The sequence below is a fragment of the Nitrosomonas communis genome, assembly GCF_900114745.1.
Classification (GTDB): domain Bacteria; phylum Pseudomonadota; class Gammaproteobacteria; order Burkholderiales; family Nitrosomonadaceae; genus Nitrosomonas; species Nitrosomonas communis_A.
Genome location: NZ_FOUB01000015.1, coordinates 59067 through 77446, shown reverse-complemented (window position 1 = coordinate 77446; position 18380 = coordinate 59067). Strand labels below are relative to the sequence as shown.

The following is an 18380-nucleotide window of genomic DNA, read 5'->3' as shown; positions in this document are numbered from 1 at the left end:
CGATTCATTCGAGCACACCCATGCGAGAAACGTATTGCTTCTATTTCTATGCCATTCATCAAAATAACTCGAACCCGCGTGAACGCGTCATCATCAAGTTTGCTAATCGGAGGTTGAACCAGCTCCTTCCAGGTAAACCGTTGCCTCTCTAACGGGCAACCTTTATCTTCAAATAAATTGAGTGCCATTTTGATCTCCTCTACTCCTCAAGGTAACCCCTCTTGCGCTAACCTGAGAATAATGAATAAATATAAATATTGATCTGGTTGATAAGTTTTAAATTAATCTCTAACTATCAAGCCGATGAATGATGATCTAATAATAGAGTATTGAAATTTGACGTGTCTGCGCGCAAACAGCCTGATCGCCCGGTTGCACTTTCCTCGATAATTTGACTAAATTGATGAGTGGGGTATTGGGGTATTGATCCGGCCAGATAAAGCTTAGGCTTAATTATTAATGAAGTGCTCGACTAACCATAGAGTAATAGTAAGAAAACTCAATGCGTGAGTAACGCTATCACAATTAAATTAAACGCTTCAAATTTTACTTTAGAAAGCAGCTATTTCTAGTGATTCTGGCACCCTTTGCCTTCTACTCATCCCTACCGCCACCATGGCTGCTTTTACCGCCTTTGCTACCAATCTCGGACATATGTTCCTTATCTTGGCTGGTTGATTCACCACCTTTGCGGCCGATGTCAGCCATATGTTCTCTGTCCTTGCTGACTGTTTCACCACCTTTTCTGCCAGCTTCCCGCGCTTCCTCCGAATCAAACTCATGCGCAGTGCCTTTCTCATGGGCTGCTTTGCCGCCCTTGCTGGCTATTTCACGCTGCTTATCTTCATCCATAGATGCAAAGCCTCGTTTATCAGTATTGCCGCCATCACTACCGTTTTTTCCTTTCTCTTTATCTGAAGTCATGATATAGCTCCTCATATTTAACTTCGCAATTTTCCCTCAACAAAATCTCTTACCTACTTTATAGAATGTCTTCGGGGTCTTATCTCCGTCTTAATAGGAAAGTAATTCAATAGTAGCTAGCAAATTCCTTAACTTCTGTTCGCTAACACACATTAAAGAGCTTTTGGTTAAAAACTTTATAGCCAGCCGCCGGTAACAGTTCCACATTATGCAACTAATATTCGTTATGCAAATAAGTGAGAATGAATAAGAGCAAGGAGGCGTGGCGAACAGAGCAAGATAATGGTTGATGATCTTTTATACTGGAAATAGATCTTTGCTCATATGTGCAGCTCACTACAGTAATAAAGATAAAAAAGGTTTAACAGGCCATTGCATTGTTGAAATAGTCGGTAAAAACTGATAACTACCGAAGCTAGAGCTCATAAAATAGCCTCTAAGTATTTTATCCTTGGGAAGGGTTAGGGCTAACCCTCAGATATCTGGATTTTTTCATGCTCGCAGACTTCTTCAACGGCTTGTTAGGAGATGTGAGAAGCTCGCCAGAAAAGAATGAGGAGAAAAGAAAGCTAAATAGAGCCTGCTCAAAAAGTATTTCTTGTAATTTTTCTTAAAATTTATTACTCATAATAGATTGTCTTATAAGGAAAATTATTGATCACAGTATGCGGTTTAATAGAAATTGATTGGACTTAGATGAGCTTGAACTCAAATTGAGTACAAGGATTTCTGCATAATTTATCCAGCAATCTTGTCTTCAAATATTGATTTTTTACAGTATTATTATGTAAAGACAAATACTTATGGTTGTATTGACACGTAAACAACAAGCAGACAAACCTACCCACTCGCCGATAACATTACTGATCAACGAGTTTTATAGCTTTGACTGCCTGCTTTAACATGCTGCTCAGATGTGCCGCCACGGGTAGAGGAATACGATTCAGCTACACCCTAGGAGCTAGCTTTGCCACGTGAGTGGGAAGATGAATCATCTTCATTCTCGGATTGGCCTCCACCCTCCGTCTGTCCACCCTTGCGACCTGCTTCAAGTATTTCTTCCGTGCGAGTTTCATGAGCTATACGGCCGCCCTTGCTAGCATCTTCATGTTGCTTTTCTTCGGCTATAGTGGCAAAGCCAAGATCGCTAGTACCCCTGCTGTCCTTATCCTTTCCTTGGTCCTCATCCTTCTCTTTATTTGAAGACATAATTGCCCCCTATTAGGTAAGTTGAAAATAATACCCATGTGATGTGGTTTGATTCTTTATCTCCGGTTTGATAAAACGAACATCGACTTTAGCGTACGCTTCGAAGCGGGCTTGATCTGTGCGCAAGCATACATAAACCTAAAGTTAAAGCTTGAATACAAAACGAGTTATTAGAAAGTAAGCAAGAAAAGGAGTTATTGCCGGAGGATAGGATTATCGATAGGAGTTGTCTACTGGACCCTTATAAACATTACGGTAAATGTTATGCTATACCTAATGCAGGTTATCTGTATGAAATATTAACAGGCCTTAGCACTTTAAAATTCTAGTTTCCTTTCCCTCAAACTGTTTGAACTTTCATAAAGCAAAATCCTCAATAAAATATAACTTAATTGGTTGTTTATCAAAGGAGGATGTATGACAAATGCTAACAGCGATAAAAAAAATAATTCTAGTAATCCCTCAGTAGATACACCGCAAACAGGAAAAAAACCGGGCGATGCTCGGGGAGATCCAGAGCAACAAAAGCGTAATCGCGAAGATTTAAAAGTAGGAGAAGACCATCGTACCGACAAAATGCGTGAGGACAAACGAGGTACTTTCCCGTGATTGTACCGGATGTAATATGCGTAACTTTTACTTGGCAGCCATTATGCCTTCAATAGAAGAGACTTACTCATATTTCGAAAATTATTTAATCTAGATAATTTCTAGCATTACTATGATGATATAAGCCACTTTAATGTGAATTATATTTTAGCAAAGTTTTTGGCATTACCGTTTATCCGTTAGAGCTTGTAGTACCTGATACTAGCATGTACTTTTTCCTTTTTATTATTTTCAGAAGAAGGATTAAACGGCGATGCGTTCAATCGGAATTGTCGATATTCTTATACTCATGATTGTTGCAGATGCAACTTAACATGGTAAAGCTGGTGATTATCGCCTATTAAGTGAAGGATTTATTTTCGTCGGCATTATTATTTTTTGGAATCAGTTTATAAACTGGCTTTTTTATCATGTGTTATCATTTAGATCAGTTTTAGAGGCGGCTCCTTTTACTTATTAAGAATAGCCAGATTCTTTGGCGTAATCCGCAAAAATACATATGGCATAGTCATAGTTAATTTCTAAATTGCGTGAGTATGAAATTGAAGATCTAAAAGAAACTGATAAGGTATACATGGAATCTGACGGCCAAATTATTGTGTTAAAGAAGAGAAACCCTAAAATATCCCTTCTATTCTATAAATGTACGCACTGTGCTTAAAGCAATTGAATCTTACCATTATTCTTAATTTTCTTATTATTTAAAATAGCATACATGATATCGGCAAGATATTCGGTCGTTGGTTGACTTAGGTGCAAACCATCAGGTACAAGTTCTCTCATAGAATATTTGCGCCCTTTAATTTCAAGAAAACCCTCTTTCAATACCTGACGGTGCAGCTGGTCAAACGGCATAAGAAAACACTGTTTATAAGAAGCGCATTTTGTGGCAATTTCCTGATTTAATTGTCTCCGGTTAATTTATCTTCCTGGCAGGAGTTCTGGAATTTCACCTAAAACAATAGGCAAACTCAGACTTGATGCCTCATTTATCATTCTTTCCAATGCTTTAATACTATGATTGATTTCAGGCAAAGTTGAATCCCAGAAAAAGAAATCAACAGCAATGATAATGCTTCGACCCTTGAAATCGTCAGACTGAATTTTTTTGATCACTTCTTGGCCAGGCTGGCCGCCGAAAGCGATAGTTCTAATTTTAGACTCTTCCGTATACCGCAAAGCGAGGGTCTTACCAGGGCTTAATGTACCCCAATCTGCACTTACACTTGCTCCCGTAATAAGAGGCATTTGCAGAAGTTCTGCTGGTAAGTCATTCTTCGATAAGGCCGATACCTGAGGAAAGGTCGCCACAATTGCAGCTACCGTTATTTTCTGAAAAATATTCATAATAATTACACTGATCCTTTATTTTTTCAGTATTAGAAATAAGCCTGATCAGCATTGAGAGTGCTCGCAATAGAGAGTTCAATCAATTTAAAATTTTCTTAATAAAAATGCATAGCCATTTGCGTGGTAGGAAGAGTCTTTTTTTTGAATGAATAATATTTTACGGCAAATTGATACCGGATATATCTTCTATAAATCATAATTAATTTATATGTAATTGCACTTTATGTTTGGCTTGTGTGCGGTAACGAACAGTGTAAGTTTGCCTTATCCCTCATTATTATTATTCCGAGAACACGCTTTTCGTCCGGTAATATTCAACCTACTACAAGGAGATCTTATGAAAAAAATACTCATGTTAGCCGTTGCTTTAATGCTCCCCAATTTTGCGGTCTATGCAGAGACCAAGAGTAAAGAAGGCGATCTCAGTGATGCAGAAATTGCACACATTGTCGTTACCGCCAATCAGGTAGACATAAAAAATGGCCAGTTTGCCAATTTAATAGCTGCAAATGAAGACGTTAAGGCCTATGCTGTTCGAATGATAAGTGAACATACAGATTTCAATAAACATGCTGAAAGTCTGGTAAAAAAACTCAAGGTAACCCCAAAGGATAATGAAATCAGCAAAACGCTCCAGTCCGATGGTGAGAAAAACCGTGACAAATTGAAAAATTTGAGCGGAAGAGAGTTTGACCGGGCCTATATCGATGCAGAGGTTAATCTTCACCAACAGGTTATTGAAGCCGCTGATACCAAGCTCGTGCCTAGCGTACAGCGCGAGGAATTAAAATCCCTCCTTCAAAATGTTCGGGCTTCGCTCGTCTCGCATTTAGAACACGCCCAAAAAATTCAAGAATCACTACAGTAATAATAAGATACAGATATATTGTTGAGCATTTTTATGCTTGAGTATTAATTGCATTTCAATCAATGCAACAAAGATGAAATGTTGATGCAACGCAGTTTGATTCTATTGTAATTACATACTTATATTATTAACTTATCATGCCTAAACCCAAAGTTATCATTATAGGGAGTGGTCTAGCAGGTTTATCGGCTGGGCTGGAACTTGCTAATCAGGGATATGAAATTACTATTCTCGAGGCAAATTCCTTTATTGGTGGAAGAACTGCCTCCTGGAATCAGAATGGGATGGAAGTAGAATCCGGCTTACATAGAGTGCTTGGTTTTTATACTGCTTTTCCCCGGCTAGTTAAAAAAGCTGGGTTAAAGATGAAAGATGTAGTGATCTGGGAAGATGAGGTGGAGATAAAGGTTGCGAATGGGCCTTCGTTCATATACGGTGCCTCACCCATCTTTAGGCCCTTCAAAACATTTTCAAACCCTTTCAGGAACAAACTGATCTCGTGGAGAGAGGCATGGAAATTACTAAAATTCTTAATCTCCGGCATCACGGCTTATATAGCTCGCCCGGAACAACTCGATAAATATTCCACTCTGGAGTATGCACAAAAATTTGCCTTGAGCGATGAAACCATCAAACGCTTCATTGTCCCGTTTACCTCAGGTTTATTCTTCCTTCCTCCATCAAAATATAGCGCCTATGTTTTTTTCGGCCCTATAGTACATGCATTCAGGCGCCTCTACCGTGTACGGATAGGGGCATTTCGAGGAGGAATGAGCAAAGTTCTGACTGAACCGATCGCTCGCAAGATCACACAATTGGGAGGTAGTATAATCACGAATGCACGGCTTACAAGGCTTAATGTCGATAATAACCGCATACAAAGTGTTCAAGTAAACGGTAAAACAGACTATCTCTGCGATTATGCCATCCTGGCTGCACCTCTCGGCCCAGTCCAGGAGATTATCCGCGCCTCTTCCCTTCAGAGCACCTTTCCAGAGCTGCTTTCACTTGAACCAATGCCGGAAGTCAATTTACAGCTCGAATTCTCCCGAGCAGCCTGGCCAGTTGACCGTACCGTGTTTGGGGTGGGTACTCAGCTAATAACTTTTGCAGAACAATCAAGGACAACCTTCAAAGGAAAATCCGGGCGAATGTCCATTATATTAACGCCGCCCGAAGAGATAATCGGAAAAAAAGATAAAGAAATTTTTGAAATATTCAGGCGTGACGCTCCATCACTTGGAATTGATCCCTCTCTGGTCACTGATTACCGCGTTATCCGGCATTCTGCCGATTTCTACTTATTATCTCCGCACAGGAATAAATTGCGTCCCAAGACAGGCACCAATATCCAGGGTCTTTATCTTGCAGGGGATTATGTTAAGCAGTCTTTCTTCACAACAATGGAAGGAGCCATTATTGCAGGAAATAACGCAGCGCGGGAATTAAAGCGTGCTCACCGCAATCACCGTTAGGGAGAAAATCATGACTGCGGAAATTCAGCGGACACAGCGTTTACGTGAGATTATCAAGGAGCTTGCTACTGATATAGGAGAACGGAATCTGTATCAATACCACAATCTCAAAGTGGCGGCGAGCTTCATCGAAAGCTTTTTTCAGACCCATGGCTATACTGTTAGCCGGCAAGTATATGAGGCAAAGAATAAGGAATTCTCCAATCTCGAAACCCAAATTGTCGGTACAGACAGGCCCCATGAAATTATCATTTTGGGCGCGCACTATGATACACATCGAAGGTCACCTGGAGCTAATGATAATGGATCGGCTATTGCGGCCATGCTGGAACTTGCCCGTGCTTATCGAGGTAAAACATTCTCTCGTACGCTACGCTTTGTTGCCTTTACTAATGAAGAAAGCCCCTTCACCCGAAAATCAGATATGGGGAGTCGAGTATATGCCAGGCAGTGCAGAGAACAAAATGAAAAAATAGTCGCGATGATCTGCCTTGAAACCATCGGTTTTTACTCCGAACGCAAGGGCAGCCAGCGGCTTTCCTTGATGGGGATGATGCTGCCGAGACGAGGGAATTTTATCGCGCTTGTGGGAAACCGCAGTTCACGAAAGCTGTTATCTGATATGGATAACTTATTTCATGATCATAGTAATATCCCATGCAAGGCATTGACCCTTCCAACTAACTTTCCTGGCGCATGGAGTTCTGATCATTGGTCTTTCTGGAAAGAGGGATACCCTGCCATAATGGTCACGGACACCGCCCCTTTGCGCTATCGACAATATCATACGCCTGAGGATACACCAGAAATAATTAATTATGAAGTTCTCACAAAAGTGGTCGACGGCTTGGAGCAAGTTATTGAAAGGCTGGCGATGCGCAAACACAACGTTGGCTAGGGGCAGATGAGTGCCGTATTAGCGAAGGATTCAATTTACACACTATTATAGCTGATCCCATACAAAATGTTTCATCGTGCATAGGTTCATAGGAGAGACAGATGGGAGAATCCGCCCAAGTGAAATTCGCGATCATGGCGCATGGAGGGGCCAAACCTGTGCCTCCCGGAAAAGAGCAGACCAATCTTGATGGCGTGCAAAGGGCGCTTGAAGCTGGACACCGGATCCTTCAGGCCGGAGGCAACGCGCTTGATGCTGCCGAAGCCGCTCTTCGTGTGCTTGAGGATGATCCCGCCTTCAATGCTGGATACGGTTCGAGTCTGAATGAAAACCGCGAGGTGCAGATGGACGCTGCCATGATGAATGGCGAAGACCTGCAGATTGGTGCAGTGGGTTTCGTGCAGGGTGTTAAGCATCCGATATCTGTTGCACGCACCATCCTGAAGAAGGAATATACATTGATTACCGGCAAAGGGGCCCACAAATACGCTGAAGAACAGGGTCTGGAGCTGTGCGATAACGATAGCTTGATCACTGAAGAACAGATTAAAAAATTGCAGGACAAACAAAAAGGAAATAACACCGTGGGCTGTGTGGCTCTGGACCAGAAGGGTAACCTTGTGGCGGCCACCTCCACCGGAGGGCTGACCGGATGCCCTGAAGGGCGGGTTGGTGACTCCCCACTCGCAGGCTGTGGCTTCTACGCAGAAAACGCTGTCGGCGCTGTGGTTCTCTCCGGAGATGGGGAGGAGATCATGCGCTACCGCCTGGCCAGCCGCATCATGGAAAAACTTGCTACGGTCGGCCCTGAAATTGCAGTCTCCAGCCTGGTTCGAGAGATGCATGAGCGCGTAGGAGGCGAAGCCGGGGGGCTGGTATTATCTCCTCAGGGCGAGTATGGCTGGTTCCATAACAGCAGTCACTTCCCATGCGCAATCATCACCTCAGAGATGAAAGAGCCCAGGGTGTACCTGAAAAAAAGCGAAGAAAAGGAGCAGGAGGAAAAAATTCATGCCCAGCCATAAACAACGCAAAGCAGACAAAGTAGGAACCCTGATCATCATTGGAGGCCATGAGGACAGAGAAGGAAAACGCGAGATCCTCAAAGAAGTTGCGGGACGGGTCGGGAAAGGCAAGCTGGTGGTCACCACCGTGGCCTCTGAGGAACCAGAAGAGTCCTTTGAGGATTACCGCAAGATTTTTCAGGACCTGGGCCTGAAAGGGGTGACGCACCTTAACGTTAATCAACGGGCCGACGCGGACTCCGAGGAAAACGGAAAATTGCTGCAAGATGCCAGAGGCCTCTTCTTTACCGGCGGAGACCAGCTGCGCATTACCAGTCTGATTGGAGAAACCCATATGGAAACCCACATCCACAACCTCTTTGAATCAGGCGGAGTAATCTGCGGAACAAGTGCCGGAGCCTCAGTGATGTGTGAGACCATGATGATTGAATCTGAAGGAGGCGAATCTCACCGCATCGGGCGTTTGCGCATGGCTCCGGGTCTGGGCCTTATTCGGGACGTCGTCATCGACCAGCATTTTGCGGAACGGGGCCGCATGGGGCGTCTCCTCGGGGCCGTCGCGCAAAACCCCCGCGTCCTCGGCATCGGCCTTGATGAGGACACTGCCATCGTGGTGGAAGAACTCTGCTATTTCACGGTGCTTGGAGAGGGTGCAGTCTACGTGGTCGATGGAAGTTGCATCACCCACAGCAACATCGCTGAAGAAGCAGAAGACCATATCCTTTCCCTCTATGACGTGAAACTGCATGTGCTCAGCGAAGGGGATACCTTTGACCTCAAAGAGCGCCGCCCTTTGAATGCCCACCAGCAGGACGCTGGCACTAATCTCGAGAATTCTGCTACCATTCCTGAAATCGAGAATCCCCAGGAAACCCCTGCAACTGATGGCTGAGCTGCGAACCACCACACAGCAGGTGAGGATTTACCGCTGGTCCTATAACGAAACATGGTAACGGCTTCATTATCTATTGCGTTCTCGCTGAGAGAAAAATATGGTCTATATAAACAGCTAACGGCAGGTTGTCTGGACAGCCAAAACGTCAAATGTACCGTAATTTCTGGTTAGCATGGTTTCAATGCAGGCAAGGAGATCAATAGCCAAAACGCCACATTTTTTTGGCACACTATAATTACTGTTGGCGGTGGTAGTGGCTGCTGCAGGTGTGAGGATCGTAATGGTGCTCGCCTGCTGTTGTGTCATCTGCCAGGATTCGAGACTGAGCCCAGCGTTGATTGCCGTCGGGAATGAAGCCTACATGGCGAGGCAGGATACTTTTCATAATTATGGATTACTTGAAGTAAGGGAAATCCTTCATAGCTTCGATCAAATATTGCTTAATTTTATTCAGTATCACCTTACTTTATTACTAATACAATACGTGTAAGGCCATAGAAACATTTTCCAAATTCTGAATCCTAGCGCTATCTAGCTAATTTTGCCATAAACAAATGAATTAAAAAAAAGTGTAAGAATGAGTCATATTCGAGTGATCTGAGCGATGGGGCATGGCGCTACTTGAAACCACAATTTCAGGTATCAACAGTAATAAGATCACGAAGAGTGCCTTTAAATCAAAGAAGACGCTAGCATTAAATGCTGCTTAGCAAACGAACTTGCTGCACTAATTGTAGAGTCTCATCATGAGAAAATGCTTGTGGTAACTATTACACGAGCTAAGAGATGCCTTTATATATCTAATCCCAATAAAGAATAATACCTTGGTAACTTTCAGGCGAGGCTTTCCAAGTTCGATCAACTCCTTACTGAGCATCAAGTGAGATATCGCAAACTCGTTTTATTGGAAGTTTAGTAATATCAATTCACGAGTTTGCGTTTATTTTTTAGATAGTTATCTCAAATTGTCAACACACCTAGAAGATTATAATTGCCTCATATATGCCACAAGGTCGGATTTTTCTTCATCAGTTAATTGGAGTTGTAAAACCAGGTTAAAAAACTCGACAGTATCTTCCAGGGTTAGTAAACGGCCATCATGTAAATATGGGGGGCTATCTTTGATACCGCGCAGCGTAAAAGTTTTTATCGGCCCATCTCCCGGTTCATTCAAGAATCTTTCAAGCTTTAGATCATGCATTTGATGATCCAGAAACGCAGGAGGTTGATGGCAAGTGGAGCATTGACCTTTACCAAAAAAGATCTTCTCACCGCGTAATTCCTGGTCAGTGGCTTTTTCATTATCAAGACGTCCATACCTGTCTAATTTTGGTGCGGGCGGGAAATCCAGCATATTTTGAAGCTGAGCCATATGACTTACGTGAATTCTGTCAAGTATTGGAAATCCTTTTTTCATCGCGTGAATAGGATCACCGTTAAAATAAGCTGTGCGGAATTCAAATTCAGTGAAGTCTTCAACCGATCGCAAGCTTCGTTTTGAACCATGAATCTGTTGATTGAACATTCCCCTTAAGCTTGTGGTGTCAAGGCGAAATCTTCTTTCTTGTGGACGGATATCAGGGCTCTGATGAAATTGACCTATCGTATGACCATTTATGTGGCAATCGAAACAAGCTACTCCGAGACTGGGTTTTTCGGATTTTCGGTCATCCGTTGGATTAAAATCTTCTTGTGGTAATGGTGTAAGCAGCATTTGCAAACCATTTAATTGTACCGGGGTCAAAATATCTTTGAAAAGCTCATAAAAATTATTAATTGAAACGACTTCTCCTCGGGAAACATCTCCTAATTCCGGACGATTTTGCAAAAATATGGCGGGTGGAAATTCTGGCAAAAAAGCTTCTGGTAAATCAAATTCTACATCAAATCTTTCCAGCCTTGGAAACATCTTAAGCTGAACGGGTGGAAATACCATACCACCGCTTGACTGCTGTGGATGCGGAAGGCTGGGATAAGGAAAAATATTTTTCTTACGTATTTCATCGCTGGACATTTTTGCCAGTTTTTGCCAGTTTAAGCCATCTGGCAATCTTGCAGTTGGACCCACAGCCAGGGGTTTTCCGCGAGTCATGGTGGCTTCTGGATCTAAACGTGGAGTTAAGTTATAGCGTTTTTGAAGAAGATCTTGCTGGGTTTTTGTAACAGTTGGGCGTTCTTTGGTAAGCTTGCTTTTTATTTCTTCAAAAGTCTCAAATGGTTTTTTAGAATTTAACGCATCTCGAGCAAAATCAAATCCTGAAATTTTTCCATTCTCTGGTTGATTTTTAAAAGCATCCGAAAGAGGGGTAGCATTGGAGGCTTTAAAAATATCGGATTTATCGTGCGCCTCGGTTTGTTTGTCTATTTTTGGTTTTTCAGCTGGTCGAGCTTCTTGTGCCTGTACGACAGCATCACCCGAATCTTTAGGCGCATCTTTACTGTCCTTACTGATAGCAGTATTTCCTAAAAAACCGAATAAGCCGATTCCTGTTATAGCAATAAATAAAATATTTGATTTTTTCATCGTACCCTCCTTAGAAAAATTGGGTTACATTAAGAATTAGATCAAAGCTATGCTGAAGCATAGTTCTCTGTCTGAGAATAAACTCTCTTAATTGCAAGCTACAGGTGCAAGATTTTCTAGACTTTTAAGGAAATAAATCCTTTGAAAAAACCTCTGCAGAACTGGCTTTTTAGATAATATGGTATTTTTAAATAATTGTTTTTATGAGTAGTACAGAAAAAATTCTAAAAACCAATTATGCAGAGGTTTCTAATAGGATTCCCTATCTCCGAGCTTAGCTAATTGGTGCAAAGAGGACGAGCAGACAAAACCTGCTCGTCGTTATTCTCGCTCGCTAGCGATTTTTATGGCTTTGGCTGCCTGCTTTCGCATGTTGCTCAGATGTACCGCCACGGGTAGAGGAAGATTCATCTTCGGAACCGCCTTGGCTATGTGTGCGGGAAGAAGATTTATCTTCATCCTCGGAGCCACCTTTACCACCTGACTGTCCACCTTTGCGACCTGCTTCACGCGCTTCCTCTGAGGTGAACTCATGCGCAGTACCCTTCTCGTGAGCTGCACGGCCTGCTTCGCGTGCTTCCTCTGAGGTGAACTCATGCGCTGTCCCCCTTTCATGAGCTACACGGCCTCCTTCCCTGCCTGCTTCACGTGCTTCCTCTGAGGTAAACTCATGCGCAGTACCCTTCTCATGAGCTGCCTTGCCACCCTTGCTCGCAATTTCACGTTGCTTGTCTTCATCCATAGAAGCAAAACCACGCTGGCTGGTGCCCTTGTTATCCTCATCCTTTCCTTTATTCGAAGGCATAATACCCTCCTGTTCGGTAAGTTTTAAAAATACCCATGTTATGTTTTGGTTCTTTATCTCGGTTTGATTAGTCGAGGAACAACTTTAGGCTACGCTTCAAAGATGGCTTTATCTGTGCGCAAACATACATACGCCTAAAATAAAATATTGAATACAGAGCAGGTTATATTAGAAAAGCAAAAAAAGCATTTAGCGATAGTGCGAAAGCGACTGAGTGAAATAGATTTTTACGATGAAATAAATTTGGCGACGCATCAGAAATTTGTTTAGTATTAATTTTTCGCCCAACATCAATATCATCTACAAATACATCAGCAAGCATTCTGGAATACTTATCTCTTTGATATTTCACAACTCTACTGAGTAGCTACATCTGATTTGATTAATCAGATATTTCTATGCGTTATATCGGTACAAATGTCTTCATCAAGGGAACTTTGGCCCATATAGTGAAACAAACTAAAACCAAGATCAGCATCTGAATTTTATTCAAGCAAAGAATACTTGATAGATAAACGGCCTCCCCCTTAATTTTCTAGCCAAAAGAGTCATTAGCTATGAGCAAAATTATGAGGAGCAGGCAATGAGTATTTAATCACTATCAAACTTCACAATGGATTAATAGCAAACGATCCGTGGTAATGATGATGACAAATGGATAGAGCCTAGTCAGCCATTAATTTCAAAAATTGACATTCTGGATGACAGAAGGGCCATTTTTACAAGGAGAAATTTCAATGAAGGAAGATCAGAAGAATGAACTCTTGTACCAGGCCTTGGAAACAGAGAAAGGCGGCATCGAAATCTATCAAACTGCTCTCCGTTGTGCAGTGGAAGAAAGCCTAATGGAGGAATGGGAAGAATATCTGGAACAAACAAAGGAACACCATCAAATCCTGCTGGATGTTTTCGAAGAACTGGGTCTGGATTCTGATGAGGAAACGCCAGGACGAAAAGTAGTTCGCCATATTGGTGAATCGCTGGTAAAGGCGATGGAGATGGCTCTTGAAGCTGGCGACCCAAAAGCTGCCGAGCTTGTCGCCTGTGAATGCGTCGTTTTGGCGGAAACCAAAGACCACCAGAATTGGGCGCTTATCGGTGAGGTTGCAAAAAAAGCTAAAAGTAAAGAGGCGGATGCGCTCCAAAATGCATATGACCAGGTAGAAGATGAAGAAGATGAGCATCTCTATCACACTATGGGCTGGTGTCGTGAGCTCTGGATAAAATCTCTCGGCATGAAGGCTGTACTGCCGCCACCTGAAGAGAAAAAGGACGTTCACTCAGCCATCGGGGCAGCACGAGCGAAGAGTGCTCGTAAATGATTGCCACGTAGATAGTTGAATGCTACAGCTGCTTAATCTGGTGTTTATCAGTGTTGTCCTGCGATTGCCATGCTTTCTCTAAGTGCCTGGTAAGAAAATTCAAGACAGTACCAACAGATTCAACCTCCCACACCACACGAAGCACATGCGTGCACGCCGCACCTTTAGATATGGTTTCTGTTCGGCACTCAAGACAGCTGCCTCAACTTTCAGTTGATGAGAGATTTTATTTTTTATGTCACCGTGCGGGTTATAAACCAATCAGGGCTTAAGCACAACTTTTACACAATTGTCATCTTTATCATTGAAAATTTTGTACATGTGGCTTGCCTCACTCAGGGGAACTTTATGGGTGATCACATCATCCAGCACCACCTTACCATTTACGACCATCTCAAGAAGCAGATCAATATAATTTTGCACAAGAGCCTGTCCGCCTCTTAATTTGATTCCCTTGTCAAACCATTTATATAAAGGAAAATTGTCGTAAGGTGATCCGTAAACGCCGACTACAGATACTGTTCCCCCGCGCCGAACGGCTGCAAGACAGCTTTCCAGCACCTTCATCGTTCCTTTTTCCATGTGTACCACATTCATCACTTTCTCGGCCGTACTACGATGCGCCTCCATTCCAACGGCATCAATACAAACATCGGCTCCATATCCATGGGTAAGCTCTCTTATCATTTTCACAGTATCGGTATCCCAAGCATTAATGGTTTCCACCCGTGCCGCAGCACGCGCTTTTTCCAACCGATACTCTTCGATATCGATCCCTATCACGCGTTTTGCTCCTTTCAGCCAGGCCGCCTTCTGCGCCATTATTCCAACCGGGCCGCAACCAAAAACAGCTACGGTCTCACCACCTTTGATTTCCCCCCATTCTACCGCCGCCCATCCTGTAGGAAAAATATCGGTAAGGAACAGCACCTGCTCATCGGTCAAACTGTCAGGAACTATCCGAGGGTTATAATGAGCGTATCTTACTCTCGCATATTCTGCCTGACCGCCGTCTACACCTCCGTAAATGTCGGTGTAACCGTACAGAGCTCCTCCCGCTCCTTTGCCTTTTATGATATCCCCCTCAGGACCGTAAGTCTTCTCGTTCGATCTTTCGCAATGTGTGGGGAGCTGCATATCGCAGAAATGACATTTTCCGCATGAAACAGGAAACGGAACGACAACCCGGTCGCCAACCCGTAAATTAGTAACACCGGTCCCAAGCTCTTCCACTACTCCCATGAATTCATGTCCTAATACCATGGGCCGGGGCTGTGGAACCATACCGTTGTAGATGTGGAGATCGGATCCGCAAATCCCTGTAGAGGTGACGCGAATAATGGCGTCCTGTTCGTGTTCTATCTTAGGGTCGTTTACTGTATCGACCCTTACATCTTTTGGTTTGTGAAATACGAGTGCTTTCATTTTGAGTTTCTCCGATCCATTCAATTCAGCAGCCATCTTTTGTCTCTGGACCAAATACTGAACCTGTGATTAGCGCTGATCAGAATAGTAACAATAAGCCCTTTGCTCATCAGCAATTGATGAGCAAGCTCTAGGTGGAAGATATACAGCAAAGTTATTTCTGTCTGCTATGTTTACTCATAGCACATAACACAAACGTACAACTGCTACCTTCAGCGTCATTCCTTAGACAGTGCCATGTCCGGCTCGATACTTTCCACTTTCGGAATGGCCATATGGGGATGCTGTTTGACCATCCGCTTCAATTCTCATCCTTCGCTGGCCCATGGATGGCCGCTCTTCTGCAATTCTATATTCGATGGCACTTCCTCAGATTTTGACATTCTATTCTCAATTTCGGCTTCAGCTGCAAGCCAGTCTTCAAGGTCATGTCCCGGGGCGTAACCACGTTTTTCGTACTGGTAGTAGGCAGCTTCGCGAATCATTGCTTGGCGCTGTTCAAATCCATAAGTTTCTTGGCTTGGAATAGTGGGGTCATTTTTCTGATTAATGCTAGTGCGTGTCTGTTTAGCCATGTTTTTTTCCTCTATTGTTGTAGATGAGAGGCACGGAGCAAGTGAACCAGATCCGCATGCAAGACGCCTCTCCTCGCAACTTGTCCAATTATGCTGAAACCCTCATCCTTTCCTTTATTCGAAGTGATAATACCCTTCTATTTGGTCAGTTTTAAAACCCCATAGGATGTTCGCGCGCTTTATCTCTAGTTTGATAAATCGAAACACTACTTTAGAGTACGCTTCGACACGGACTTTATCTGTACGCAAGCATACATAAGCCTAAAATTAAAGTTTGAATACAGGATGAGTTATTCTCAAGGAAGCAAAAAAAGCATTTACTGGCAGGATGGTAGAGACTTGTACAATTTTTGAATGGAGCGGTCTACTGGATAAGTATTCATCTGACGTTACCCGTGGCAAGCAACTGGTCGTCATCATTGCGCAACCCAAAGCATTGGTCATGGCAACTAAGACTCAACGCTCACAACGCAGGGTAACTAATCTGATTTCCCGTCTATCAATAAATGGCTAAAACAGTTGATGGGATAATGAGGGTTTGTATCTATACAAAACATTTGAATAGGATGATCTGGTGAACCTCATAAATTTCAAGAAAATTTTATTTTTGGCATTACTCTATCTCGCGTTCTTGCCGTTATTTGCGGCGGCTCAGGAGCATATTGGGAAAGTCTTAGGCGTATCAGATGGAGACACACTCACAATTCTGGATGACCGAAAGCAGCAAATCAAAGTACGGCTCGCTGAGATCGATACGCCCGAATCAGCCTAACCTTATGGAACGCGTGCAAAACAGGCATTATCTCATCTTGTTTACGGCAAGACCGTATTGGTCAAAGTACAAGATATCGATCGCTATGGGCGTATAGTTGGACGAGTCTATGTAGGCGACATCGATGTAAACGCAGAAATGGTAAGAACTGGTGCTGCCTGGGTATATCGGAAATATGCTAGTGATCAGAATCTCTACACTTTGGAAAAACTGGCTAGACAGAACAAAGCTGGACTATGGAGTCTACCGGAAGCACAGCAAGTTCCACCTTGGGAATGGCGGAAAATAAGAAAATGAGAGGTGAACTGCTGTCCTGCTCATTTTTTCCTTTTATCCTTGATACGTTGATTTTGAGCGTCTACTTCGAACAAACCAATGGTCTTGATGAGGTCACTAAATTTTGCGTAACCGTAATTGCGCGAATCGAACGCTGAGAAGTTTTTCACAATATGTTTTTTCACCTCACCCATGTGAGCAAAGCCGTCTTCATCGGAAAGCGCTTCAATTGCAGAGCGGATCAGTGATACTAGTTTGGTATCCATCGCCAGTTCCTTAGAGCTTTTTTTAGTACCGGGTATGGATGCAGCTTCGCTCGAAGTTGTCGTAGATTTTGTGGTTTTCTTTTTCGGACTCGCTTTGGATTTGCTAGCCATATCTTCCGCTTGCGCCGGAATTCCATCATAACTATCGACCTGCTTATTTTGCGAAAGGATCTCGAAGTACTTGAATTCGTTGCAGGCGGCTTGCAATGATTCCGGTGTTTTTTTCTCACCAAAACCATAAACCAATTTACCGGCTTCGCGGAATCGAATCGCCAGTCTGGTGAAATCGCTGTCGCTGGAAACGATGCAAAAACCATCCAGCGGAGCTGTGTAGAGCAGATCCATGGCGTCAATGATCAGTGCGCTATCCGTTGCATTCTTACCCTTGGTGTTGGCATATTGCTGAATGGGCTGGATGGCGTGTTTAGGTAGGATTTCTTTCCACCGACTAAGTTGATTTTGTGTCCAGTCGCCATAAATACGCCTGACACTCGCATCCCCAAATTTTGAAATTTCCTCAAACAATTCATCAATGAGGCCGACTACCATAAAGGTATTATCTGCATCAATCAATACCGCCAGTCTCGGATTATTGCTATCGGTGTTCATAGACTTGTCCGAAGATCAACAAAATTTACGGTAAACATGCTTATGGAAAAATTCCTGAAGTTATTTGAGGTTGAAAGTAAATAGAACATCCTAAACTTGTAGCCAAGGTGGCCAAACTTAATGTACAGACAAAATTAGTCTGCCACTTCTTGTCAGGATATAGCTGGTTAGTATGTTTTGTAGGTTTTCATACTGCCGAGCTGCTGTAACATAGCCACAGCATCTTCTCCGCAGACAACGTTAGCGATTAACACGTTGGGCCATAATTTGCTGAATTTTCAGGCAGAGCACCATACTGGACAACAAGAACGTTATTAGATTAGCAAATATAACAGGCACGCTACCAATCAGATAACCGTAGAATAGCCAGAACCCGACGCCAATAGTAAACATAGTGTACATTGGCAGCGAGATACCTGACAGATCACGTGTGCTCCATGAGTGATAAGTCTGTGGCACGAAAGCAGCAGTGGTGAGAAAAGCAGCAATATAGCCCACAGTGATTGACATATCTTCAAGCATGGTAGTCCTTTTGGTAGAAAAAATATTCAAA

General features: G+C 43.1%; 21 protein-coding genes and 1 pseudogene. 10 read left to right on the top strand and 12 right to left on the bottom strand.

Annotated features, from left to right (window positions below):
* The 3 genes from BM122_RS08085 to BM122_RS08075 form a co-directional block, all read right to left on the bottom strand.
* Positions 1-188, bottom strand: a 188-nt coding sequence (locus BM122_RS08085) for a hypothetical protein (protein ID WP_218152032.1), incomplete at its 3' end; no start/stop codon positions are given.
* A 406-nt stretch (positions 189-594) separates the two neighbouring features.
* Positions 595-924 carry a KGG domain-containing protein gene (locus tag BM122_RS08080; RefSeq protein WP_074905080.1) on the bottom strand — a complete coding sequence of 110 codons (330 nt, stop codon included), beginning with the start codon at positions 922-924 and terminating at the stop codon, positions 595-597.
* A gap of 954 nt (positions 925-1878) precedes the next feature.
* On the bottom strand, positions 1879-2133 hold the full coding sequence (locus tag BM122_RS08075; protein WP_074905078.1) for a hypothetical protein: 255 nt from the start codon (positions 2131-2133) through the stop codon (positions 1879-1881).
* Positions 2134-2550: 417 nt separating this feature from the next.
* Here BM122_RS08075 and BM122_RS08070 point away from each other — a divergent pair, with 417 nt between their 5' ends.
* On the top strand, positions 2551-2742 hold the full coding sequence (locus tag BM122_RS08070; protein ID WP_074905076.1) for a hypothetical protein: 192 nt from the start codon (positions 2551-2553) through the stop codon (positions 2740-2742).
* A 657-nt stretch (positions 2743-3399) separates the two neighbouring features.
* Here BM122_RS08070 and BM122_RS08065 read toward each other — a convergent pair.
* Together BM122_RS08065 and BM122_RS08060 are read right to left on the bottom strand one after the other, a co-directional pair.
* Positions 3400-3597, bottom strand: coding sequence for a hypothetical protein (locus BM122_RS08065; protein WP_074905074.1), 198 nt, complete (start codon positions 3595-3597; stop codon positions 3400-3402).
* A gap of 66 nt (positions 3598-3663) precedes the next feature.
* Entirely contained in the window at positions 3664-4089 is a 426-nt protein-coding gene (locus BM122_RS08060) for a hypothetical protein (protein WP_074905072.1), read from the bottom strand.
* Between the two features lie 340 nt (positions 4090-4429).
* Here BM122_RS08060 and BM122_RS08055 point away from each other — a divergent pair, with 340 nt between their 5' ends.
* The 5 genes from BM122_RS08055 to BM122_RS08035 all read left to right on the top strand — a co-directional run bounded on the left by BM122_RS08055 (position 4430) and on the right by BM122_RS08035 (position 9250).
* Positions 4430-4960: a DUF4142 domain-containing protein gene (locus BM122_RS08055; RefSeq protein WP_074905070.1), complete on the top strand. Its 531-nt coding sequence runs from the start codon at positions 4430-4432 to the stop codon at positions 4958-4960.
* A gap of 137 nt (positions 4961-5097) precedes the next feature.
* Entirely contained in the window at positions 5098-6435 is a 1338-nt protein-coding gene (locus BM122_RS08050) for a hydroxysqualene dehydroxylase (protein ID WP_074905068.1), read from the top strand.
* A gap of 10 nt (positions 6436-6445) precedes the next feature.
* Positions 6446-7333: a M28 family peptidase gene (locus BM122_RS08045; protein WP_083398389.1), complete on the top strand. Its 888-nt coding sequence runs from the start codon at positions 6446-6448 to the stop codon at positions 7331-7333.
* A 101-nt stretch (positions 7334-7434) separates the two neighbouring features.
* Entirely contained in the window at positions 7435-8358 is a 924-nt protein-coding gene (locus BM122_RS08040) for an isoaspartyl peptidase/L-asparaginase family protein (protein ID WP_074905065.1), read from the top strand.
* A complete protein-coding gene (locus tag BM122_RS08035) occupies positions 8345-9250 on the top strand; it encodes a cyanophycinase (protein WP_074905063.1) in 906 nt (301 codons plus the stop codon). Before BM122_RS08040 ends, BM122_RS08035 begins: the two co-directional genes overlap by 14 nt.
* Positions 9251-9367: 117 nt before the next feature.
* Here BM122_RS08035 and BM122_RS08030 read toward each other — a convergent pair whose 3' ends face one another.
* From BM122_RS08030 to BM122_RS08020, 3 genes are all read right to left on the bottom strand, one after another.
* The gene (locus BM122_RS08030; protein ID WP_074905061.1) at positions 9368-9559 is read right to left on the bottom strand and encodes a hypothetical protein; all 192 of its coding nucleotides are present in this window, start codon (positions 9557-9559) and stop codon (positions 9368-9370) included.
* A 679-nt stretch (positions 9560-10238) separates the two neighbouring features.
* Positions 10239-11777 carry a cytochrome B6 gene (locus BM122_RS08025; RefSeq protein WP_074905058.1) on the bottom strand — a complete coding sequence of 513 codons (1539 nt, stop codon included), beginning with the start codon at positions 11775-11777 and terminating at the stop codon, positions 10239-10241.
* A 334-nt stretch (positions 11778-12111) separates the two neighbouring features.
* Positions 12112-12582 (bottom strand): KGG domain-containing protein, encoded by a 471-nt coding sequence (locus BM122_RS08020; protein ID WP_074905056.1) that lies wholly within the window; start codon positions 12580-12582, stop codon positions 12112-12114.
* Between the two features lie 737 nt (positions 12583-13319).
* On the opposite strand from BM122_RS08020, the gene BM122_RS08015 reads away from it, so the two are divergent.
* The gene (locus BM122_RS08015) at positions 13320-13904 is read left to right on the top strand and encodes a hypothetical protein (RefSeq protein ID WP_143083358.1); all 585 of its coding nucleotides are present in this window, start codon (positions 13320-13322) and stop codon (positions 13902-13904) included.
* Between the two features lie 261 nt (positions 13905-14165).
* Here BM122_RS08015 and BM122_RS08010 read toward each other — a convergent pair whose 3' ends face one another.
* Positions 14166-15383, bottom strand: a complete 1218-nt coding sequence (locus BM122_RS08010; RefSeq protein ID WP_218152031.1) for a zinc-dependent alcohol dehydrogenase — start codon at positions 15381-15383, stop codon at positions 14166-14168.
* 254 nt (positions 15384-15637) lie between these two features.
* Positions 15638-15904, bottom strand: a complete 267-nt coding sequence (locus BM122_RS08005; protein WP_074905052.1) for a DUF2934 domain-containing protein — start codon at positions 15902-15904, stop codon at positions 15638-15640.
* A 328-nt stretch (positions 15905-16232) separates the two neighbouring features.
* Between BM122_RS08005 and BM122_RS08000 the strand changes: the two genes are divergently transcribed.
* The 3 genes and pseudogenes from BM122_RS08000 to BM122_RS24975 form a co-directional block, all read left to right on the top strand.
* Positions 16233-16418: a hypothetical protein gene (locus tag BM122_RS08000; RefSeq protein WP_074905050.1), complete on the top strand. Its 186-nt coding sequence runs from the start codon at positions 16233-16235 to the stop codon at positions 16416-16418.
* A gap of 60 nt (positions 16419-16478) precedes the next feature.
* The gene (locus BM122_RS24980) at positions 16479-16676 is read left to right on the top strand and encodes a thermonuclease family protein (protein ID WP_256211954.1); all 198 of its coding nucleotides are present in this window, start codon (positions 16479-16481) and stop codon (positions 16674-16676) included.
* Between the two features lie 12 nt (positions 16677-16688).
* Positions 16689-16973: pseudogene (locus BM122_RS24975) on the top strand (thermonuclease family protein); the annotation flags it as partial.
* 20 nt (positions 16974-16993) lie between these two features.
* On the opposite strand, the gene BM122_RS07990 reads toward BM122_RS24975, so the two are convergent.
* Both BM122_RS07990 and BM122_RS07985 read right to left on the bottom strand, forming a co-directional pair.
* Positions 16994-17827 (bottom strand): NYN domain-containing protein, encoded by an 834-nt coding sequence (locus tag BM122_RS07990; protein WP_074905048.1) that lies wholly within the window; start codon positions 17825-17827, stop codon positions 16994-16996.
* A 240-nt stretch (positions 17828-18067) separates the two neighbouring features.
* A complete protein-coding gene (locus tag BM122_RS07985; RefSeq protein ID WP_074905046.1) occupies positions 18068-18349 on the bottom strand; it encodes a SemiSWEET transporter in 282 nt (93 codons plus the stop codon).
* Positions 18350-18380 lie beyond the last annotated feature (31 nt).